The organism is Aurantiacibacter xanthus, assembly GCF_003584015.1.
Taxonomy (GTDB): Bacteria; Pseudomonadota; Alphaproteobacteria; order Sphingomonadales; family Sphingomonadaceae; genus Alteraurantiacibacter; species Alteraurantiacibacter xanthus.
In genome coordinates, this window is the sequence record NZ_QXFM01000015.1 from 1 (window position 1) to 21,509 (window position 21,509).

Here is a 21,509-nt window from a genome sequence, read left to right on the forward strand (position 1 = left end):
ACGCATGATTTCCAGCACGATCGCATCGTCCACCTGGGCTTGTGCGGGCTGGGAAAGTGCGGCCAGCGGCAAGGTCAGGCCAGCGGCCAGGACGGCTAGGCGATAGGCGTGCATGTTTTCAGACTCCCTCTCAATTGCCGCCATCCATGACGTGGAGCAGGCATCGGCGCAAGGGGCTTGCATGGTGCCGATGGTCGGGTTTGCGCCATACGGCCCGCCGCATTTTACCCCCTTGTCGGCGATATCTACGCAAATATTCGCCGGGTTCGTGGTTTGCCGCTTGAATCGCCCGCATCCCTGTGATTCAAGAGATCATGATCATGACTCCCCGCAAACACGATACCGGTCGAGTGAACCTCGGCGAGCGCTTGGCGAGTGCCTTTGCGCTGATCGTTTTGCTGCTGATCGGCGCGCTTGCCCTGTTCGGTCCGGCGGGCGTCATTGCCTGGGGCGAAAATGCCGCAATGTTGCAGGCCCACAGCAAGCGGATCGCCGAATTGCGCGAGACCAAGGCTGCGCTGGAGAATCGCGTGCGGCTGCTCGATCCCGACAATGTCGATCCCGATCTCGGTTCCGAGCTGGTTCGGCATAACCTCGGCGTGATGCACCCCGATGAATATGTGATCGAGTTGGATATGCCGGACAAGTCCGCAACAGAATAACCAATATGGTTGTGCGAAGTGGAATTTATTTCCGCTCTGGTATTTCTCTCCGCGACCACATTGCACCCTCTGGAAATAGCAGCCATAGGCCAGTCTCAGATGTGTGCGCCAACTGCGCCACCCGCGTAACAGAGGAAACCCTGAGCCTTGGCCAAGACCCCCAGCGCCCGTTCCGCCTCGCCCAAGCGCACCCCCGCGCCAAAGGCGAGTGCTGCCGAAAGCAACTCTTCGCTCAATATCCTGCAAACCGAGTTCGAGAAGGACAAGCGGTTCAAGGCCGACGCCGATACCCTGCTGCACCTTTACGAGCAGATGCTGCTGATCCGCCGCTTCGAAGAGAAGGCCGGCCAGCTTTACGGCCTCGGCCTGATCGGCGGCTTCTGCCACCTTTATATCGGCCAGGAAGCGGTCGCCATCGGCCTCCAGAGCGCGGCTGAGCCGGGCAAGGATTCGGTCATCACCGGCTATCGCGACCATGGCCACATGCTGGCCTATGGCATCGATCCCAACATCATCATGGCCGAGTTGACCGGTCGCCAGGCCGGGATCAGCCACGGCAAGGGCGGCTCGATGCATATGTTCAGCACCGAGCACAAGTTCTTCGGCGGCCACGGCATCGTCGGCGCGCAGGTGTCGCTCGGCGGCGGCCTTGCCTTTGCCCATAAGTACAACGAGGACGGCGGTCTGTGCATCGCCTATTTCGGTGACGGCGCGGCCAACCAGGGCCAGGTCTACGAGACGATGAACATGGCGGCCCTGTGGGATCTGCCGATCGTGTTCGTGGTCGAGAACAACCAGTATGCGATGGGCACCGCGGTCAAGCGCAGCTCGGCGGAAGTCGAGTTCTACAAGCGCGGCGCGGCTTTCCGCATCCCCGGCATGGATGTCGATGGCATGGACGTGCTCGAAGTGCGCCAGGCCGCCGAGGTCGCCTTCAAATATGTGCGCGAGGGCAATGGCCCGGTGCTGATGGAGTGCAACACCTATCGCTATCGCGGACACTCGATGTCCGATCCGGCCAAGTACCGCACCCGCGAGGAAGTGCAGGACGTGCGCGAAAACCATGACCCGATTGAGCGCGCCAAGGCCGATTTGCTCAAGCTGGGCGTCGAAGAGGACAAGCTGAAAGACATGGACAAGGCCATTCGCGCGCGCGTCGCGGAGTCGGCGGACTTTGCCGAGAACTCGCCCCTGCCGGAGCCGGGTGAACTCTACACCGATGTGCTCGTGGAGGAGTATTGAGCAATGGCGATTGAACTGAAGATGCCCGCGCTCTCGCCCACGATGGAAGAAGGCACGCTGGCCAGGTGGCTGGTCAAGGAAGGCGACACTGTCAGCTCGGGCGACGTGCTCGCCGAGATCGAGACCGACAAGGCGACGATGGAATTCGAATCCATCGATGAAGGCGTGGTCGGCAAGATCCTCGTGCCCGAAGGCACCGAAGAGGTGAAGGTCGGCACCGTGATCGCGATTCTCGCCGCCGAGGGCGAAGAGGTGTCGGATGCGGCGCCTGCTCCCGCAGCTGAAGAGAAGGCCGAGGCCAGCTCCGGCGAGAAGCCGGGCGCCGACGAGGAAGGCCCGATTGCGGTTTCCGCGCCCGAGGCCAAGCCGCGCAAGGCCGATCCTGCCATTCCCGCCGGCACCAACATGATCACGCTGAGCGTGCGCGAAGCGTTGCGCGATGCCATGGCCGAGGAAATGCGCCGTGACGAACGCGTGTTCGTGATGGGCGAGGAAGTCGCCGAGTATCAGGGTGCCTACAAGGTCACGCAAGGGCTGCTCGACGAGTTCGGCCCCAAGCGCGTGATCGATACCCCGATCACCGAATATGGCTTTGCCGGCATCGGTACGGGCGCGGCCATGGGCGGCCTGCGCCCGGTGGTCGAGTTCATGACCTTCAACTTCGCGATGCAGGCGATTGACCACCTGATCAACTCTGCCGCCAAGACCAACTATATGTCGGGCGGCCAGATGCGTTGCCCGGTGGTGTTCCGCGGCCCCAACGGCGCGGCCAGCCGCGTCGGCGCGCAGCATAGCCAGAACTATGCCCCGTGGTACGCCAGCGTGCCGGGTCTGGTGGTGATCGCGCCCTACGACGCATCGGACGCCAAGGGCCTGCTCAAGGCGGCGATCCGCTCGGAAGATCCGGTGATTTTCCTCGAAAACGAGCTGGTTTACGGCGAGAAGTTCGAGGTTGCCCAGCTTGACGACCACGTCCTGCCGATCGGCAAGGCGCGGATCATGCGCGAGGGTTCGGACGTCACCATCGTCAGCTATTCGATCGCCGTGGGCATCGCGCTCAAGGCTGCCGAGGAACTGGCGGGCGAGGGCATCGAGGCCGAGGTCATCGACCTGCGCACGATCCGTCCGCTTGACAAGGAAGCGGTGCTTGAAAGTCTCGCCAAGACCAACCGCGTGGTGATCGCCGAAGAAGGCTGGCCGACCTGCTCGGTCGCCTCGGAAATCGTCGCGCTGTGCATGGAGGAGGGCTTCGACCACCTCGATGCGCCGGTCACCCGTGTGTGCAACGAGGACGTGCCGCTGCCCTATGCCGCCAACCTCGAAAAGCTCGCGCTGATCGACAAGGACAAGGTCATCGCGGCGGTGAAGAAGGTCTGTTACCGCTGATAGGCTTATGCGACGCCTGTCCTTCCGGGGCAGGCGTCGCAGCTGGTGCGCGATCCCTGAAAGGTCACGGGTGCCCGGACGGCCGCGCTAACCGTCGACAGAGGCGGTCTTTTACGAAATTCTAAGGAAGATTTTGCATGCAGGCGGCTGGAGATAGCTCGCCATGGCCAGACTGCATGACCATAGTTCCGACCACCTGTCGCCCGCGCGCGGGCGCCTTTCGCTATGGGACGATTGCAGCGGCGCAGTAGTGATCGAATTCGCCATCGTCGGCACGGCCTTCATCGCATTGCTGATGGCCACGCTGCATCTGATGATGGTCTATCTCGCGCAGCAGATGCTGGAGACCGCCGCCGAGGGCGCGTCCCGCATGTTTCTGACCGGCTTTGCCCAAACCTCAACAATGGCGAACGGCCACGTCGGCATGACCGACGCCGACTTCAAGGACGCCATCTGCAACGGGGCCAGCGGAACCGACGCGAACGGTGATGCCTTCACCATAAAGCCGCTTCTGCCCGCCATGCTGTCGTGCTCACGCCTGACGGTGAATGTGAGCCGCGCCCCTGCCTACACCGTCGGCGCCGCCAACCGCCCGACCTTCACTTACGACAGCGACGGCAAAATCGTCTCGACCGGCACCGGCTATAGCTACACCGCCGCCGGTTCGGGCAAGAACCAGATCATCGCGGTGCAGTTGATCTACCTGTGGCCGACCGGCACCGGCGCGCTGGGCAGCAGCCTCATCAATGAGCCGAACAACAACCGCATGCTTACGGCCACCTCGGTCTTCACCACCGAGGACTATGCATGCGGTGCGGGGCAGGCGTCATGCTGAGACGGCTGCTTTCCTGCACCAGCGGCACCGCGCTGATCGAATTCGCGTTTCTGTTGCCGGTGATGCTGGTGCTCTACTTCGGCGGCATGACCGTTTCCGAGCTGATCGCGGTGAATCGCAAGGTGACGGTTGCGACCCGCTCGTTGACCGACCTCGTCAGCCGCAACATGTCACCTGCGATCGTCTACAACGATCCGGCTGCGGGCAACGCAAACAACTTCCTGAGCGCAAGTGCAGTGTCGCTTGCGCCCTACAAGCTCGACGTGGCCACGCAGCAGATCTCGCTGTTGCGTGTGTGCGACGCCAACCACGCCTATGTGGTGTGGACGCGGGCGCGCACGCAGAACAGCGACGGGTCCAGCGGGTCGGCGATCGCTTCAACCGATACCCCCGGCACCTTGCCCAGGGTGGAAAGGCAGCCGCGAGAAGCGATTGTCGAGGTTCCGGGCGACCTCGTGTCGCCGAACATGATCCCCGTCTCGCCCGACGGCACCAACGTTTGCAACAACCTCGACCCGGGCACCAGCACCACGACGCAGGTCGGGACGTCCGGGGCGTTTCTGTACCGCGGAACAGTTACCTACGCCTACGCCCCGCCGATAGATTTCATGTCGGTGGGCGAGATGACCCTGTCCGACACGATCTACATGTCCCCGCGCCTTTTCTAGGAAACGGCAGATGTTCGCACGGCTCACCACAACCACCACCACGACGATCGGCGGGCTCTTGCGCCGCCTCAAGTCCGATTGCCGCGGCAACGTGCTGATGATTTTCGGCTTTGCAGTGATTCCTCTCACCTTCGCGGCGGGGTTCGGGGTGGACTATGGGCGCGCCATGCGGCTGGAGACCCACCTCAACGCCGCTGCCGATGCCGCTGCGCTGGCCGCGGTTTCTCCGACGATGATGTTTGAATCGGATGCGGCTGCCAAGCAGGCTGCGGTCAACATGTTTGAAACGCAGGCCGAGCAGATGGGCGGCTATCGCATTCTGGATGTCGAGCCGAAAGTCGAGAAGGTGACCACCGGCAGTGGCAGCACGCTTGGTTTTCTGCGCAAGGTCACCATCAGCTATACGGCGGAGTCGATCAACTCCTTCGGCGGGATTCTGGGGGCGGACACGCTCACGATTTCGGGCTCGGCCGTTGCCAGCGCCGCACAGCCGCCCAACGTCGATTTCTATCTGGCGATGGACAATTCGCCCTCGATGCTGCTGCCCGCGACCAGCGACGGCATTGCCAAGGTTATCGCTGCGACCAAGAACTCGCACAATGCAAACGGCTGCGCCTATGCCTGCCATGCGCAGATGCCGCACAAGGACAGTATCTGGATCAGGGATACCCAGGGCCGCGATGTGCTGCTCTCGACAAGTTACTACACGGCAGGTTCGCCCAAGAATAGCTGGTGGTATCGCTGGGATGCCCGCGGCGAGCAACTCTTTGACAGCAACGGCAACCCGATGAACTCGACCGTGACTGTCACTGCCGATCCTGTCACGCAGATTGTGCGCAGATCGTATCGGTGCGGATGGTGGAGCACTTGCTATTACAACGAAACGACCACCACTACCGAAACCACCACAACGGGTGTCCGCTACACACTGGTTGACAGCTCGAGCGGACCGGTGACCATCAACCGGGCTGTTACCACCATCACCGACAAGCATGTGGAGGTTTCGGAGACCCGCTACAACACAAGTTCGTCATACGACACCAAGGGCTCTCCAGTTACCCAGCCGTCCACTGTCTACGACTACGGGTACTGGGCCGACGGGTTCTGGCTGACGCATAACTACGGCAAGATCTTCGGCAGCCCTGAGCGCCTTCAACTGCGCAAGGATGCGATGGTGGCCGCGGCCACGCAGCTCATCCCCTTCGCGGCCAATCAGGCGGACGATTACCGCGTGACCTACCAGATGCAGCTGTTCTCGTTCGACTGGACCCGGCCGGGGCAAAGCACGCCGGTCCGCCAACTGACCGGGCTGACCGATGTCGGGATCTACAACCAGGGCTTCTCGGTGGAATCGGTCTTCCCGGCCGATGACTACTGGTACCAGAACGGTATGCCCACCAAAAATCTGGACGTCGGCGACCGGACCACCGAGATGCTGAACATGCTCAATTTCATGAACAGCCATATCCCCAATGCCGGAAATGGCGCGCCGGGTCAGACGCCGCAGAAGATCATGTTCCTCATCACAGATGGCATGCTCGATCAACCGGATGGCTCGCGCGTGATGGGGCCGATGCGCAGCGCTGCCAACAAGGAGCTGGCCAAGTGCAGCGCGCTCAAGGCGCGGGGCATCAAGATCGCGATCCTCTACACGCAGTACCTGCCGGAATCGCTGGTCGGCGACAGCTGGTCGCAAAGCAATGTCGCGCCCTGGCTGCCGGCTCCGCCTTCGCCCTACCCGGTGGGCAATGCGGGCAGCTCCGATCAGATCCTCGCCGCCTTGCAAAAGTGCGCTTCACCCGGAAACAACGGGGCGCCGCTGGTGCAGACCGTCACTTCGGACGACAACATCGCCACCGCGCTGCGGACGCTGTTTTCGACCACGCTGCAAACGGCGCGCCTGATCAAGTAAGATCGCCGCCGCCGTTAACGGGCTTGCATTCCGCAGCGGCGGTTGGGAATGACCGCCGCGATGTCTCACGATCTGATCGAAACTCTGCCTCTGCCGCAGCGGCTGGCGCTGTCCTATGCCCCGGCTGCGGCGCGCCCGGCTACGCTCGCGCTGCTGGCGCTTGATACCCGGCTGGCGGGGGTTGCCCTGGGTGGTGGCGAGCCCATGCTGACGCAGATCAAGCTCGCCTGGTGGCGCGACCGGTTGCGCGAACCGTGTGACAAATGGCCCAAGGGAGAGCCGCTGCTGGCGGCCCTGCGCGATAGTATGGGTGACTGCGCCGGTCTCGTCGCGCTGGTCGATGGCTGGGAGGCGTTGCTCGCCGAGGAACCGGGCGAGGAGGCCTGGCATGAGTTCGCCGCAGGGCGCGTGGCACTGTGGGACACGCTGGCGCGCAGGCTCGGTGCCGACGGGCAGGGCGTTGCTGCACCCGCACGGATCTGGGCGCTGGCCGATCTGGCGCTGGCGATACCGCCGGGCGATGAGCGTGCTTCAATCGTCAGCGCTGCCATGAAGCACCCTGCCCGAACCCGGCGTCTGCCGCGGGCTTTGCGTCCGCTGGCGGTGCTCGATGCGCTGGCCCGCCGGGCGCTCGCTGGCGAGCGCGAGGGGCTGCTCGACGGGCCGGGTGCGATGCTGCTGGCAATGAGGGTTGGCATTTCAGGAGTCTGAGGTACTCTCCGTAAGTCTCTGGGGCATATGGGGAGATACTGCGATGAATCGCCTGATATTGGGTGCGGTCAGCGCGTTATTGATGGTGGGGGTGGGGCTGTTCTGGATTCAGGGCCGCGCCGAGGTGGAGCGGGCCGCGCCGCCGCCCGATCCCGCGGCTCTGGCGCAGGAAAGCACCGATCCCGAGGCGCTGCCTCTGGCCGATGTGGCCGGTTTGCTGGGCCCCGAGCCGCCTGAGGCGAGCGAGCTGACCCGCGAACAGCGCCGCTTCTTCCGTTACGACCGCAACCGCGACATGAAGATCACCCGCAACGAGATGCTTTCGAGCCGCACCGATGCCTTCCGCAAGCTGGATATCGACGGCAACAACCTGCTCGATTTCGAGGAATGGGCGATCACCACCGCCGAGCGGTTCGACGAGATGGACGCCGATGGCAACCGCGAGCTGACCGCCACCGAATTCGCCACCAGCGCGCCGAGACCCGCACCGAAACCGCGCTGTTCGTGTTGATCACCATCTGCGTGATGACAAACCACCCCCGCTCGCCCTGAGCTTGTCGAAGGGCTGTTGTTTCTTTGCGGGCAAGCGAGAGGCCTGAAGGAAGGCCGATCCTTCGACAAGCTCAGGATGAGCGGGGGTGGGTTAGGCCGGAACCGTGCCCACCCCCGCCAGCCATTCGCCGAAATCGGCTTTGCCGCGCTCGGTATAGGCTTCCTTGCGCTGCTTCTTGTGGACCTCGTGCAGCGGCGGAAACAGGCCGAAGTTGATGTTCATCGGCTGATAGCTCGAGGCCTCGGCATCGCCCGTGATGTGCGAAAGCAGGGCGCCCAGTGCCGAGGTCGGCGGGGGCGCGGTCCAGTCGGTGCCCGCAAGTTCGGCCGCCGCCATCATTCCTGCGACCAGCCCCACGGCCGAGCTTTCGACATAGCCCTCGCAGCCCGTCACCTGCCCGGCAAAGCGGATATGCGGCGCGCTCTTCAGCCGCAGTTGGCGGTCAAGCAATTCGGGCGAGTTGATGAAGGTGTTGCGGTGCATCCCGCCCAGCCGCGCGAACTCGGCGTTTTCCAGCCCCGGAATGGTGCGGAACAGCTCGACCTGCGCGCCATATTTCATCTTGGTCTGAAACCCGACCATGTTCCACAGGGTGCCGAGCTTGTTGTCCTGCCGCAGCTGCACCACGGCATAGGGCCAGCGGCCCTGCGGGTGCTCCTCATTGGTGTCGTAGGGATTATCGAGCCCCACGCCCTTCATCGGGCCGTAGCGCAGCGTCTCGACCCCGCGCTCGGCCATGACCTCGATCGGCATGCAGCCGTCGAAATAGGGGGTGTCGGCCTCCCACTCCTTGAACTCGCCCTTTTCGGCGTCGAGCAGACCCTGGTGAAAGGCGAGGTACTGCTCTTTGGTCATCGGGCAGTTGATATAGTCGCCGTCCTCGTTCGAGGCCTCGGTGCGCTTGTTCCAGCGGCTCTGGATCCAGCACTTCGACATATCAATCGAATCGCGGTGCACGATGGGGGCAATGGCGTCGAAGAAGGCGAGCCGGTCTTCGCCGGTGGCCTTGACGATGGAGCTGGCCAGCTCGGCAGCGGTGAGCGGGCCAGTGGCGACGATGGTGAGCCCGCTCTCCGGTAGGGCCTCGACCTTCTCGCGCACGATCTCCACGTTCGGATGCTCGCTCAGCACGCGCTCGACCTCGGCGGAGAACACGTCGCGGTCGACCGCCATGGCGCTGCCCGCCGGAACGCGCGCTTTCTCGCCCGCCATCATCACCAGCGAGCCCAGCCGCCGCATCTCGTGGTGCAGCAGGCCGACCGCGTTCTTGGTGTCGTCGTCGGAGCGGAACGAGTTGGAGCAGACCAGCTCGGCCAGCCCCTCGGTTTCGTGGGCGGGGGTCTTGCCGCCGCCGCCGCGCATTTCCGAAAGGCGCACCTTCACGCCGCGCTGGGCGAGCTGAAACGCCGCTTCCGATCCGGCGAGGCCGCCGCCGATGATGTGTACCTGATGAGTCATGGCTGGCCAGATAGGCGTTTCGGGTGCTGGCGCAAATAGCTGCGCGCGGCTAACTGAGCCCATGCCCAAACGCGCGCTTGCCCAGAAACGCCCTTTCCTGCTGCTGTCGATTGCCGCAGCGCTGGCCTTTTACTACCTGCGCGTGAGCGAGCTGCCCGAGCTGTACCTCATTCCGCTGAAGGGCAGCGCGGTGGGCTTGCTGGCGGTCTACGCCTTCGTGCGCCATGCCAGCGCCGATGCGCGGCTCTATGTCTGGGCGCTCGGCGCGGCGGCGCTGGGGGACATGGCCATCGAGATCGACGTGACCGTGGGCGGGCTGCTGTTCTTCCTCCATCACGTTCTGGCGATGGGCCTGTTGCTCAAGCATCGGCGCCCGGCGATTGGCATTCACAGCTGGATTTGCGGGGTAACTCTGATCTGCGTGCCGCTGGCGGGCTATCTGCTGCCCTACGATCCTGACGCGAAGCTACAGACCGCGCTCTACGCGCTGTCGCTCGGCGGCATGGCGGCGAGCGCCTGGGCGAGTGACTTCCCGCGTTTCCGGGTCGGGGCGGGGGCCATGCTGTTCGTGGTGAGCGACCTGATCCTGTTTGCCGAGATGGGCCCGCTGTCGGGCACGCAGTGGGCGGAACTGCTGGTCTGGCCGCTCTATTACCTCGGCATGTTCCTGATGTGCACCGGGGTGATCCAGACGCTGAGCAAGCGCGATCCGCAGTTGCGGGTGGTGAAGTAGGGGCACTAGGCCGCGCATCGTCACCCCGGATCAAGTCCGGGGTGACGGGAGCTGGGTTACATTTTACAACCTAAGTTACTTTTTGCAACCTTCCGAGAGGCGTGCGGGGTTATCTTTCGTAACCCCGCACGCTTAAGAAGCTGACGGAAAAGGCCTATTCCTCGCCGTCGTCACTGTCTTCCTGCGGCCCGACCACGTCATCGCCATCGTTGCGGTCGATCATCTCTTCGACAATCGCCTCTTCGGCGAGATTCTCGGGCGCTTCTTCCTCGTCGATCTTCACCGCCGACACGACATGCTCGTTCTTGCCGACATCGAACAGGCGGACACCCGCGCTGTTGCGGCCGATGATGCGCATGGTGTCGAGGCCGATGCGGATCAGCTTGGCCTTGTCGGTCACCAGCATCAGCTGATCGGCACGGGTAGCGGTGAAGCTCGCCACCACCGGGCCGTTGCGCTTGATGTTGTCGATATTCGTGATGCCCATGCCGCCACGGCCCGACTGACGATATTCGTAGCTGGAGCTGATCTTGCCATAGCCATTGGCGCAGACGGTGAGGATGAACTGCTCGTCCGCCGCCATCGCCTCGTGCTCGGGCGAGAGCGGGGCCGCGTCCTCATCCGCCTTCCACGGCGCCACGCGCAGGTAAGCGTCGCGCTCGTCGGGCGTGGCCGAGCCAGCCGCAAGGATCGACAGCGAGACGACCTCGTCGCCTGCCTCCTTGAACTTCATGCCGCGCACGCCGGTCGAGGTGCGGCTCACGAACTCGCGTACGTCCTCGCCCGAGAAGCGGATCGCCTTGCCGAACTTGGTCGCCAGCATCACGTCATCGCCCGGATTGAGCAGTTGCACGCCGATCAGCCGGTCGTCGCTGCCCTCTTCGAACTTCATCGCGAACTTGCCGTTCGAGGGGATGTTGGTGAAGGCGTCCATCGCGTTGCGGCGGACATTGCCGCGCGCGGTCGCGAAGACCACGTTCAGCGCGCCCCAGCTGTTCTCGTCCTCGGGCAGGGGGAGCACCTGCGCGATGGTCTCGTCCTTGTCGAGCGGGAGCAGGTTGATGATCGGCCGCCCGCGCGTGTTCGCCGCGCCCTCGGGCAGCTTCCACACCTTGATCCGGTAAACCTTGCCGTGGGTGGAGAAGAACAGCACCGGATTGTGGGTCGAGGTCACGAACATGGTCGAGACCGCATCCTCGTCCTTCGTGCTCATTCCGGCGCGGCCCTTGCCGCCGCGGTTCTGCGCGCGGAAGGTGCTGAGCGGAGTGCGCTTGATATAGCCATCGAGCGTCACGGTCACGACCATATCGTCGCGTTCGATCAGGTCCTCGTCGTCGAGACCGGCCCAGCCGGGGGCGATCTCGCTCATGCGCGGGGTGGCGAACTGGTCGCGCACTTCCTGCAGTTCGGCGCGCATCACACCGTAGAGCTTCACCCGGTCGGCGAGGATCGAGAGGTAATATTCGATCTTGTCGGCCAGCTCCTGCAATTCGCCGCCCAGCTCCTCGCGGCCCAGCGCGGTGAGGCGGTGCAGACGCAGGTCGAGGATCGCCTTCACCTGCCGCTCGCTAAGCTGGTAGGTGCCGCCGCTTTCATCGTCGCTCGGGTCGATCGCTTCGACGAGGCGGATATATTGCGCGATGTCGCCAATCGGCCATTGCTTGTTGAGCAGCTTGCCGCGGGCTTCGGTCGGATTCTTCGAACTGCGGATCATCGCCACCACCTCATCGAGGTTGGAGACGGCGACCACCAGGCCGAGCAACACGTGCGCCCGGTCACGCGCCTTGTTCAGCTCGAACTTGGTGCGCCGCGTGATCACTTCCTCGCGGAACTGGATGAAGGCCTCGATGAAATCGCGCAGCGTCAGCGTTTCGGGGCGCCCACCGCGGATCGCCAGCATGTTGGCCGGGAAGCTCGCCTGTGCGGGCGTGTGCCGCCACAGCTGGTTGAGCACCACATCGGCGGTGGCATCGCGCTTGAGGTCGATGACCACGCGCACACCGCCACGGTTGGAGCTTTCGTCGCGGATATCGGAAATGCCCTCGATCCGCTTTTCCTTGGCGGCATCGGCGATTTTCTCGACCAGACCGGCCTTGCCGACCTGATAGGGAATCGAGGTCAGCACGATCGACTGGCGATCCCCGCGCGAGGTTTCGATCTCGTGGCGGCACCGCATCAGGATCGAGCCGCGCCCGGTGGTATAGGCCTGCCGCGCACCCGACTTGCCGAGGATCAGCGGGCTGGTCGGGAAGTCCGGCCCCGGAATGATCTCGTGCAGCTGATCCGAGGTGATGCCCGGATCGTCCATATAGGCAAAGCAACCGTCGATCACTTCGCCGAGGTTGTGCGGCGGAATGTTCGTGGCCATGCCGACCGCGATGCCGCCCGCGCCGTTGACGAGCAGGTTGGGGAACCGCGCCGGCAGCACCGAAGGCTCCTTGCGGCTGCCATCGTAGTTATCGACGAAGTCGACCGTGTCCTTGTCGAGATCCTCCAGCAGCGCATTGGCCACGCGCGCCAGCCGGCTCTCGGTGTAACGCATCGCGGCGGGCGGATCGGGGTCCATCGAACCGAAGTTGCCCTGACCGTCGACCAGCGGAACGCGCAGCGACCAGGGCTGCACCATGCGGGCGAGCGCATCGTAGATCGCGCTGTCGCCGTGGGGGTGGTATTTACCCATCACGTCGCCGACGATGTTGGCCGACTTGCGATAGGGCCGCCCGGCGACATAGCCGCCTTCCTGCGCCGCGTAGAGAATGCGGCGGTGGACGGGCTTCAGGCCGTCGCGCACATCGGGCAGCGCGCGGCTCACGATCACGCTCATCGCGTAATCGAGATAGCTCGTCTTCATTTCATCGACGATGTCGATGCGCTCGAACTCGGGCGGAGACATGGGGTTGGGGCTAGAGGTAATCTCGTCGCTCACTGCGATGGACAATCCGTTGTTGTTCTGGTTGCCACCGGACTAGGCCATAGGGCCGCAAACTGCCAGTTACGGGCGGCCCCTGCGGGCGAAAGCATGCGCTTTTTCCACATTTGCGCACAGGTTTGTCGCCAATTTGCTGCAAACCGTGTTCAAACGCAGTTCACCCGTGCTCGTGCAGGAGCAATTTGCAATCTCGGGCATTCCTATGCAGTACGCACAACCGGGAAAGACGACGGCCTCCCCACGGCCTGTATCTGCGCCACTTCAGGAGAGATTATCGATGATTCACAAGTTCGCCTTCCGCCGCCTCACCTCGCGCGGCATCGTTTCGCGCGCCGCGATGGCGCTGGCCTTGGCCGGCGGGGCGCTGGTTGCCACTTCGGCGCAGGCGCAAGACTACTCGCGCGGTTTCCGTTCTGCCTATGCCCCGGTTGCCGAGATGACCTCCGGTGAAACGCCCGACTGGGCCGGTGCGCGCGACAAGTTCGACAGCGTCCTTGCCGCCATTTCGAACGATGACGACCGCAACGCGGCGGGCAACCTCGCGCTGATGATCGGCAACAACCTCAACGATCCGGCCTGGCAGCGCCGCGGGCTGGAGCTGATGCTCCAGAGCGGCAAGGTCGAGCCGGAGCGGATCGGCCAGTTCCAGTTCTTCGTCGGCAATCTTGCCTACAACGCGAAGGACTTTGCTGCGGCGCGCACCGCGCTGACGGCCGCGCTTGCGGCTGGCTACACCGAAAACGACCCGCAGGGCCTCATCATCGAGACCTATCTGCAGGAAGACGATGTCGCCGGAGCGGTCGCCTATATCGAGCAGTTGCAGCCGGAGTTCGCCGCGGCGGGCCGCACCATCCCCGTTACCTGGATCGAGCGTACGCTCGGCGCGGCCTACAGCAACGACATGTACGACGAATCGATCGCCCTTTCGAAGGCGCTCGTGCAGGCTGACCCGTCGAGCGGCGGCTGGCTCAAGTCGCTGCAGGTGGTTGGCGCCATCCGTCAGCTCGATCCGCAGGTCGAACTCGATCTGCTGCGCCTGATGCGCGAGACCAAGGCGCTGTCGAACCGCGCCGAGTACGTGCGTTACATCGAGGCGCTCGATCCGCGCATCATGTCGAACGAGGTGCTGCCGGTGCTGAACGAAGCGGCTGCGGCGGGCCTGATCGACACCGGCGACAACTACTACGTCGAGGTCAAGTCAATTGCCGACTCGCGCGCATCGAGCGACCGCAGCAATCCCGATGCGACCTTCTCCGAAGGCCAGAGCGGCGATGCGCTCGATGCGATGGGCTCAGCCAACGTGCTGTGGTCGATCGGCGACTTCGCCCGCGCCGAAACGCTCTATCAGGCTGCTGCCGACAAGGGCGGCGACGTGAACGAGGCGATGACCCGCAAGGGCATGGCGCAGGTCAAGCAGGGCAAGTATGCCGAAGCTATCGAGACGCTCGGTCAGGTGACCGGGCCGCGCAAGCCGGTCGCCGAGATGTGGGCGCTCTACGCGCAGCAGCAGGCCGGCTAAGCCGCCTTCGGCAACCAGACAGCAGAACGGCGCGGGAACTCCGGTTCCCGCGCCGTTCCTGTTTGTGCCGCTGGTATCAGACGTTGAACTTGAACATCATCACGTCGCCATCCTGCACGACGTAGTCCTTGCCTTCCTGCCGGAGCTTGCCCGCCTCACGCGCGCCGCTTTCGCCGCCGAGCGTGATGTAGTCGTTGAAGGCGATGGTCTCGGCGCGAATGAAGCCGCGTTCGAAGTCGGTGTGGATCTCGCCAGCGGCCTGCGGCGCGCGGGCGCCGTCGTGGAACGTCCAGGCGCGCGCTTCCTTGGGGCCGACGGTGAAGAAGGTCTTGAGGCCGAGCAGCTCGTAACCGGCGCGGATCACGCGGGCGAGGCCCGATTCCTCCAGCCCCAGTTCGGCAAGGAACTCGGCGCGGTCTTCGGGCGCCATCGCCACGATTTCACTCTCGATGGCGGCGGAGACGACCACCGCCTGCGCGCCCTCGGCGGCAGCCTTCTCGAACACCTTGGCCGAGAGGTCGTTGCCGGTCGCGGCATCGCCTTCGCCCACGTTGCAGACATAGAGCACCGGCTTGGCGGTGAGCAGCTGGGCCTGTTCGAACAGGCGCTCCTCGTCGTCGCCATTGGGCTGGGTGAGGCGGGCGGGCTTGCCATCGCGCAGCAGCTCCAGCGCCTGCCCCAGCACCGAGGCGAGCGCCTTGGCTTCCTTGTCGCCCGCTGTGGCGCGGCGCTTGGCGTTGTCGACGCGCTTTTCGAGGCTTTCGAGGTCCGACAGCATCAGCTCGGTTTCGACCACCTCGGCATCGGCCAGCGGATCGACCTTGTTGGCGACGTGCTGGATGTCGTCATCCTCGAAGCAGCGCAGCACGTGGACAATGGCGTCGACCTCGCGGATATTGCCGAGGAACTGGTTGCCCAGACCTTCGCCCGCGCTGGCGCCCTTCACGAGGCCGGCAATGTCGACGAACGAGAGCTGGGTGTGGATCACCTTGGCGCTCTTCGAGATCGCTGCGAGCTGGTCGAGCCGCGGATCGGGCACGGCGACCTGCCCCACGTTCGGCTCGATGGTGCAGAACGGGTAGTTCGCGGCCTGGGCGGCCTGCGTTTCGGTGAGAGCGTTGAACAGGGTCGACTTGCCGACATTGGGCAGGCCGACGATCCCGCATTTGAAGCCCATGGGGCTGATCCTTCGTATTGGGGCGCCAATCGGCGCGGATGACAGGCCGTGGCCCTTAGCCGGGCATGGCCCGCTTGGCCAGCTTCGGGATCGGGCGGGGCGGCACATCTTTCATCGATTGTTTCCGCTTTTCGGGTAGAAAGCGCAGCCATGATGACCAAGCGACCTCTTGCCGCCCTCACGCTCGCCCTGTTGCTCACGGCCTGCGACAGCTCCGTTGCCGACCACCGGGGCGATGCCGAAGCCGCCTTTGCCAATCAGGACTATTTCGCCGCCCGTGATGCGGCGCAGCAGGCCCTGCGCGACGATCCCAAGGATGCCGCCGCGCTGGAACTGCTGGCGCGCACGCAGCTGGCCATGGGGCAGGGCCGCGATGCGCTGCTCACGCTCGACCGCTTGGCGAACCTCAAGGCAGTCCCGGCGGACGCGGCCCTGCTGCGCGCCGAGGCGCAGTTGCAGGCGGGCGAAACACGCGAAGCGGTGGCTCTGATTGCCAACGACCAGAGCGCCGAAGCATGGCGTCTGCGTGCGCTGGCGGCGAGCCAGGAGGGCAATGAGGCCGAAATGCTGGCAGCCTTCGCCAAAGGCCGCGAGGCCGAAGGCGACAAGTTCAAACTGATCGTGGCCGAGGCCTCGTGGTATCTTTCGCAAGGCGATGCCGAAGCCGCGCGTCCGCTGGTTGCCCAGGCGCAGAAAGCGGCACCGGGGCGGATCGAGACCCTGTTCATCACCGCCCAGCTGGCGCAGCTGGACGAGGACAGCGAACTCGCCTCGCGCGCCTATCTCGGCATTCTCGACATAACTCCGCTCGACCGGCCGGCGCTGCTCGGCGCGATCGGCGCGATGGCTAACCTTGGCCGCATCGACCTGCTGCGTCCGCTGGTGGAGCGCGGCACCAAGGCTTACCCGAACGACGTCGAGTTCATCTTCCTCGATGCGCGGGTGAAGGCCGAGGATGGCAACTGGGAAGCCGTGCGCGACGAGTTGCAACAGCACGAAAGCCTGATTGCCGGGCACTACGATGCGCGCGGCCTTTATGGCGAGGCGCTGCGCAGGCTTGGGCAGAGCGAACTGGCGCGCGCGCAGCTGGCGCCGGTCTTCCGGCAGACGCCCGATAATGCCGAGGTGCGGCGCAGCTATGCCGAAGTCCTGCTCGATACCGGCGACAAGGACGAGGCGCGCCGCGTGATCGAGCCGCTCGCGAATGGCCCCGAAGGTACGGCGGAGGACCGCGCGCTGCTCGCCAAGGCGCGCTGAGCCGAGCCCAGGCGCGCGCCATAAGCGCCATCGGCTGAAGCCAACACCGCATCAAAACAACATCGACCCGCACTCCTGCACCCTTGCCGTCATCGACGGGGCGGATGCGGGAGGCGGGCCGATGCCTACCGGAGATCTTAAAGGGCGATCAGGCCCTGCGCTTGCTTACGAAGCCTTGCGACGGCGACGGGCAAAGCCGATGCCGATGGCCGCAGCGCCGAACAGGCCGAGCGCGCCCGGAGCCGGAACCGGGGTGCCGCCCGACGAACCACCCGACGAGCCGCCGCTGGTGCTGGTGGTCGAACCGCCCGAGGTCGACGAACCGCTGCTGGTGCTGGTGGTCGAGCCGCCCGAAGTCGACGAACTGCTGCCGCTCGACGAGCTGCTGCTGCTGCTCGAGCTGGTGCTGCTGCTCGACGAGCCGGTGTGGCCGCAGCCCTTGTAGTGCTTGTGGCCCCAGCCGCCCCAGCCCCAGGTGGCGTGCGCCGGAGCAGAAACGACAAGCGCGCTCAGAGCGAGTGCGACGGCGGAAGCAGTAGTCTTGATCTTCATTTTAATTCCCCCCTTTGGGTTAAAACCATCTGCCCAAGTGTAACGCAATCGCCGTGCCAATCGCAGATTTCTGCGGATTTCACTGGTTAACGGGTTTTGACGGATAGCGGAGATGTAAAAGTTTCCGACGAAAGTCGGCACCTTAGCCCTGCTGGCGCAGCGCCACGTCGTTCATGAAGCGCGCATCGTCACCCGCTGCCAGCCAGTCGGCCTCGGCGGCGACGGCTCCGAGCATGTCGGCAAGATCGTCCTGCTCGGCCTTGGCATAGTTGCCGAGCACATAGCCGTGGACGCGGTCCTTGTGTCCCGGATGCCCGATCCCGAGCCGCACCCGGCGGAACTCCGCCCCGCAATGCTGATCGATCGAGCGCAGCCCATTGTGCCCGGCATGGCCGCCGCCCTGCTTCACCTTGACCTTGAACGGGGCCAGATCCAGCTCGTCATGCCAGACGGTGAGCTGCTCGGGCGCGAGCTTGTAGAAGCGCATGGCTTCGCCGACCGAGCGGCCGCTTTCGTTCATGAAGGTGGCGGGCTTGAGCAGCAGGATCTTCTCGTTGCCGATCCGGCCTTCCTGCAACCAGCCGGAAAACTTCTTCTGCACCGGGCCGAAGCCGTGCATGTCGGCCATGACGTCCACCGCCATGAAGCCGACGTTATGCCGGTTCATCGCATATTGCGGACCGGGATTTCCAAGGCCAACCCAAAGCTGCATCGCGCTGCGCCCTTAGTCGAAATGTGTCGCAAAGCAAAACGCCGGACCTCTCGCGAGGCCCGGCGTTTGCTGATTATCCCGAAAACGGGGCGAAGGATTACTCCTCGCCAGCCTCTTCGGTCTCGCCTTCTTCGGCGGCGGCTTCGTTGGTCGCGCGCTTCAGGGCCGAGGGAGCAACCACGGTGGCGATGGTGAAGTCGCGATCGGTGATCGCGCTTTCAGCGCCGGCGGGCAGCTTCACGTGGCTGATGTGGATCGAATCGCCAACCTCGAGGCCGGTCACGTCGATCTCGACCTCGGCCGGGATCTTGTCGGCATCGCACAGCAGCTGCAGCTCGTGGCGCACCATGTTGAGCACGGCGCCCTTCTTCAGGCCGGGGCTGGCTTCCTCGTTGATGAAGACCACCGGAACCGCGACTTCGATCTTGGCGTCCTTGGCAAGACGCAGGAAGTCGGCGTGGAGCGGACGGTCGGAGACCGGGTGCAGTGCCACGTCCTTGGGCAGCGTGCGGATGGTCTTGCCGCCAACCTCGAGCATCACGATCGAGTTCATGAAGTGGCCGGTGCCAAGCTGGCGCGCGAGCAACTTCTCTTCGACGTGGATCGGGGTGGGTTCTTCGTTGCCGCCATAAATGACAGCAGGTACACGGCCTTCGCGACGCAGCGCACGGGAGGCTCCCTTGCCAGCCCGTTCGCGCAGCTCGGCCGGCAGGTTCAGAGCGTCGCTCATGAGGAATGCCTTTCGGTTGCGTTGAGTTATCTTCCCGCCACGCCTCCAGGGATGACCATGGCCGGAAGTGCGCGCCTATAGCCGGATCGGGCGCAAATGCAACTACTGTATGCGGCGGACACGCATGCCCTGCGCCTCCAGCAGCGCGGGCAGGCCCTGCTCGCCCAGCATATGCGCCGCGCCCACCGCCACGAACGGCTTGCGCCCCGCTTCGATCATCGGGGCGATCTGCCCGGCCCAGGCCTGGTTGCGCCGGTCGAGCAGGGCGGCACGCAGGCCCGGTTCGCTGAGCATTCCGGTCATGGCGAGGTGGGACAGCCGGTCGAGATCGCCGCTGAGCCAGGCCGCGCGCATGGCCTTTTCATCCTCAGCGCTGTCATCGTCGACCACGGCGTGCAGCAGCGCCTTCTGATCCGCCGGCGAGAGCGCGTCGAAGATGCCGAACTGCGCGGCATAGCTTTCCAGCCCCACCACCGGTTTGTTGCCCGCCATCAGCGCGCGGTCGACACCGTTTTCGCCCATATCCTCAGCCGAAACGCTGGCGATCCGGAGCGCGGCGGCCCAGTCCTCGATATCGGGCGGAAGGATGGCGGCGGTGTCGCCGATCTTCGCATCGAGTCGCTGGTTGAAGGCGCGGTCCTGCCGGGCGCGGAACGGGCCGAGGCGGGGGGTATAGGCGAGCTTGCCGAAGGCCTCTGCCGCTTGTCCGGCATCTCCGAGGTCGGCGATTTCGACCACCAGCACATCGGCCTCGTCGAAGGCGTTATCGAGCGCGGCGCTGTGCCAGCGGGCGCCATCGGGGAGGGCGTGGATGGTGCCGAACAGCCAGGCTTTCTGGCCTTCGCTTGCGGTCACTTCCCATAGCGCGGGGGCAGGGTCACCCGGCGCGATCTGTGCCGGTTCGGATTGCAGAACGTCGCACGCCGCCAGCCCGAAGGCCAGCAGCAGCACGGCGAGCAGGGCGCGGATCAATGGACCCGCTCGACCTTGTATCCGCGCTTGGCCAGCTGTTCCTGCACGCTGCCGTCGCCCGCCAGATGACCCGCGCCCACGGCAATGAACACGGTGCCCGGTTCGGCCAGACGGTGCTCGATCCAGCCCGCCCAGTTGCGGTTGCGGTCGATCAGCAGGCGTTGATAAAGCGCCGGGTCTTCGAGCCCCTCGTTCATCTTGGCGGCAAGGCCCACAGCATCGCCGACCACCCACCGGTCGATCAGTTCGCGCAGGTTTCTGGCCGCATCGGGCACGGCCTCGACCGTCGCATCGAGAAAGGTCAGCTGATCGGCAACCGGCATGTCATCGAACAGCGCGACCTGCTCCTCCAGTGTTTCGAGCGCATCCTTGCGCTTGTTCGCGCCCGCGCGGGTGAGCACCATGTCGACGCCCGCTGCCGGGTCGATCCCCGACTGCACCAGCGGCAGCACCGAGAGGTTCATCGCCGCATACCACGGCTCGACCGGATCGAGCGCGCCCGGCGGCAGGCCGAGGTCGATCATCGCCTGCTCGTATTGCTTGCGGTCTTCGGGCGTCATCAGGTCGCGCAGGTTCTGCCCGTCCGTCAGCATGGCCGAGCCGGTCAGCGCCTGGGTGAGGGCGAGCTGGTCGTCCATGGCGATCTCGGTGACGAGTTCGTCGGAGGCCTCGAAGGCGGCTGCCACGCGCCCGTCGTACCACTGGACATCGCTGGGCAGGGCATGGACTGTGCCGAACAGGTATATCGTGGTGTCTTCGTCAGCGAGCTTCCACAAGGCGGGGCCTGCCGGAACCGGCGCGGCGGCATATTGGGGATCGGCGTCGGCAGCCGCGCAGCCGCCCGTGAACATGAGCGCGATGGTGCCAGCGGCGCGGGCGAGAGACTTGAGAAGCTGCATGGGGCGATTTTTCCAGACTGACCCGCGCGAGATAGGGCTTTGGGGGCTGGGTTTCCAGTGGGATGGCGGGTGCATTTCGGTCGCGGTCAGCGATCCCTATAAAAGATCAACGAAGCAACTAATTATTTGACGGAGCCGGTGATGGTATCAGCGCAGGTTGATCCGCGATCGGAGTTATCCAATGCCAATCCGGGTTATAGCGTCCGTAAAATAGCAGATTTAGGTTGAAGAACTGGCAATTATCGAAATCGCAACCCGGAAAGTAGATTGCATTCTTGGAAATCACAGCCGGGTCCGTTTGAATGCAATCCACGTCATTATATAAATTGTTTCTGAATAATGGAGGTGTTCCGTCTCTTCCATTTAGGCAAACAACGATATTTCCTGGACCAATTATCTCGCAGTTTATGAACTTACGATTTTCGAGATGTTGCCGCCCTGCTGGAACCAAATCTTTCAGAAAAATTCTTTTATTCTCGAACGTTGTAGCCATTGGATCAAACGGCGAGCTGTCTGAACTCAACCTTGAGAGCATGCGCGCTTGCGCATTGTTTACCCTCCAGCCCCCAATGAGCGCCAAGCTTAGACTGGTGAGGGCGAAG

General features: G+C 64.2%; 20 protein-coding genes. 12 read left to right on the forward strand and 8 right to left on the reverse strand.

Going from position 1 to position 21,509, the window contains the following annotated elements; translation table 11 throughout:
* The first annotated feature begins 320 nt into the window (after window positions 1–320).
* From D2V17_RS02140 to D2V17_RS02175, 8 genes are all read left to right on the forward strand, one after another.
* Window positions 321–662 (forward strand): FtsB family cell division protein, encoded by a 342-nt coding sequence (locus tag D2V17_RS02140; protein WP_119591565.1) that lies wholly within the window; start codon window positions 321–323, stop codon window positions 660–662.
* A 147-nt stretch (window positions 663–809) separates the two neighbouring features.
* Window positions 810–1,904: a pyruvate dehydrogenase (acetyl-transferring) E1 component subunit alpha gene (gene pdhA / locus D2V17_RS02145; RefSeq protein WP_119591499.1), complete on the forward strand. Its 1,095-nt coding sequence runs from the start codon at window positions 810–812 to the stop codon at window positions 1,902–1,904.
* 3 nt (window positions 1,905–1,907) lie between these two features.
* Window positions 1,908–3,290 carry a pyruvate dehydrogenase complex E1 component subunit beta gene (locus D2V17_RS02150; RefSeq protein WP_119591500.1) on the forward strand — a complete coding sequence of 461 codons (1,383 nt, stop codon included), beginning with the start codon at window positions 1,908–1,910 and terminating at the stop codon, window positions 3,288–3,290.
* Window positions 3,291–3,453: 163 nt separating this feature from the next.
* Window positions 3,454–4,125, forward strand: coding sequence for a TadE/TadG family type IV pilus assembly protein (locus D2V17_RS02155; RefSeq protein ID WP_119591501.1), 672 nt, complete (start codon window positions 3,454–3,456; stop codon window positions 4,123–4,125).
* Window positions 4,119–4,793 (forward strand): TadE/TadG family type IV pilus assembly protein, encoded by a 675-nt coding sequence (locus D2V17_RS02160; RefSeq protein ID WP_119591502.1) that lies wholly within the window; start codon window positions 4,119–4,121, stop codon window positions 4,791–4,793. Before D2V17_RS02155 ends, D2V17_RS02160 begins: the two co-directional genes overlap by 7 nt.
* Window positions 4,794–4,803: 10 nt before the next feature.
* Window positions 4,804–6,705, forward strand: a complete 1,902-nt coding sequence (locus tag D2V17_RS02165; protein WP_119591503.1) for a TadE/TadG family type IV pilus assembly protein — start codon at window positions 4,804–4,806, stop codon at window positions 6,703–6,705.
* 60 nt (window positions 6,706–6,765) lie between these two features.
* Window positions 6,766–7,416 (forward strand): hypothetical protein, encoded by a 651-nt coding sequence (locus D2V17_RS02170; RefSeq protein WP_245978452.1) that lies wholly within the window; start codon window positions 6,766–6,768, stop codon window positions 7,414–7,416.
* 43 nt (window positions 7,417–7,459) lie between these two features.
* A complete protein-coding gene (locus D2V17_RS02175) occupies window positions 7,460–7,927 on the forward strand; it encodes an EF-hand domain-containing protein (protein ID WP_119591505.1) in 468 nt (155 codons plus the stop codon).
* 132 nt (window positions 7,928–8,059) lie between these two features.
* Here the strand turns inward: D2V17_RS02175 and trmFO are convergent, their stop codons facing one another.
* Window positions 8,060–9,427 carry a methylenetetrahydrofolate--tRNA-(uracil(54)-C(5))-methyltransferase (FADH(2)-oxidizing) TrmFO gene (trmFO, locus tag D2V17_RS02180; RefSeq protein WP_119591506.1) on the reverse strand — a complete coding sequence of 456 codons (1,368 nt, stop codon included), beginning with the start codon at window positions 9,425–9,427 and terminating at the stop codon, window positions 8,060–8,062.
* A 61-nt stretch (window positions 9,428–9,488) separates the two neighbouring features.
* On the opposite strand from trmFO, the gene D2V17_RS02185 reads away from it, so the two are divergent.
* Window positions 9,489–10,160, forward strand: a complete 672-nt coding sequence (locus tag D2V17_RS02185) for a lysoplasmalogenase family protein (RefSeq protein WP_119591507.1) — start codon at window positions 9,489–9,491, stop codon at window positions 10,158–10,160.
* A gap of 154 nt (window positions 10,161–10,314) precedes the next feature.
* Here D2V17_RS02185 and gyrA read toward each other — a convergent pair whose 3' ends face one another.
* Window positions 10,315–13,053 (reverse strand): DNA gyrase subunit A, encoded by a 2,739-nt coding sequence (gene gyrA / locus D2V17_RS02190; protein WP_119591508.1) that lies wholly within the window; start codon window positions 13,051–13,053, stop codon window positions 10,315–10,317.
* A gap of 313 nt (window positions 13,054–13,366) precedes the next feature.
* On the opposite strand from gyrA, the gene D2V17_RS02195 reads away from it, so the two are divergent.
* The gene (locus D2V17_RS02195) at window positions 13,367–14,608 is read left to right on the forward strand and encodes a tetratricopeptide repeat protein (RefSeq protein WP_191229030.1); all 1,242 of its coding nucleotides are present in this window, start codon (window positions 13,367–13,369) and stop codon (window positions 14,606–14,608) included.
* Between the two features lie 76 nt (window positions 14,609–14,684).
* Here the strand turns inward: D2V17_RS02195 and ychF are convergent, their stop codons facing one another.
* Window positions 14,685–15,785: a redox-regulated ATPase YchF gene (ychF, locus tag D2V17_RS02200; RefSeq protein ID WP_119591510.1), complete on the reverse strand. Its 1,101-nt coding sequence runs from the start codon at window positions 15,783–15,785 to the stop codon at window positions 14,685–14,687.
* Between the two features lie 153 nt (window positions 15,786–15,938).
* Here ychF and D2V17_RS02205 point away from each other — a divergent pair, with 153 nt between their 5' ends.
* A complete protein-coding gene (locus D2V17_RS02205) occupies window positions 15,939–17,042 on the forward strand; it encodes a tetratricopeptide repeat protein (RefSeq protein WP_147367183.1) in 1,104 nt (367 codons plus the stop codon).
* A 165-nt stretch (window positions 17,043–17,207) separates the two neighbouring features.
* Here the strand turns inward: D2V17_RS02205 and D2V17_RS21665 are convergent, their stop codons facing one another.
* Window positions 17,208–17,267 carry a hypothetical protein gene (locus D2V17_RS21665; protein WP_245978459.1) on the reverse strand — a complete coding sequence of 20 codons (60 nt, stop codon included), beginning with the start codon at window positions 17,265–17,267 and terminating at the stop codon, window positions 17,208–17,210.
* Here D2V17_RS21665 and D2V17_RS21670 point away from each other — a divergent pair.
* On the forward strand, window positions 17,242–17,487 hold the full coding sequence (locus D2V17_RS21670; protein WP_245978463.1) for a hypothetical protein: 246 nt from the start codon (window positions 17,242–17,244) through the stop codon (window positions 17,485–17,487). The genes D2V17_RS21665 and D2V17_RS21670 overlap by 26 nt on opposite strands.
* Before the next feature lie 249 nt (window positions 17,488–17,736).
* Here D2V17_RS21670 and pth read toward each other — a convergent pair whose 3' ends face one another.
* The 4 genes from pth to D2V17_RS02230 form a co-directional block, all read right to left on the reverse strand.
* Window positions 17,737–18,306 carry an aminoacyl-tRNA hydrolase gene (gene pth, locus D2V17_RS02215; RefSeq protein WP_119591513.1) on the reverse strand — a complete coding sequence of 190 codons (570 nt, stop codon included), beginning with the start codon at window positions 18,304–18,306 and terminating at the stop codon, window positions 17,737–17,739.
* Between the two features lie 97 nt (window positions 18,307–18,403).
* A complete protein-coding gene (locus D2V17_RS02220; RefSeq protein WP_119591514.1) occupies window positions 18,404–19,036 on the reverse strand; it encodes a 50S ribosomal protein L25/general stress protein Ctc in 633 nt (210 codons plus the stop codon).
* A gap of 102 nt (window positions 19,037–19,138) precedes the next feature.
* Window positions 19,139–20,008, reverse strand: a complete 870-nt coding sequence (locus tag D2V17_RS02225; protein ID WP_191229031.1) for a TraB/GumN family protein — start codon at window positions 20,006–20,008, stop codon at window positions 19,139–19,141.
* Window positions 20,005–20,907, reverse strand: a complete 903-nt coding sequence (locus D2V17_RS02230) for a TraB/GumN family protein (protein ID WP_191229032.1) — start codon at window positions 20,905–20,907, stop codon at window positions 20,005–20,007. Before D2V17_RS02230 ends, D2V17_RS02225 begins: the two co-directional genes overlap by 4 nt.
* Between the last annotated feature and the right edge of the window lie 602 nt (window positions 20,908–21,509).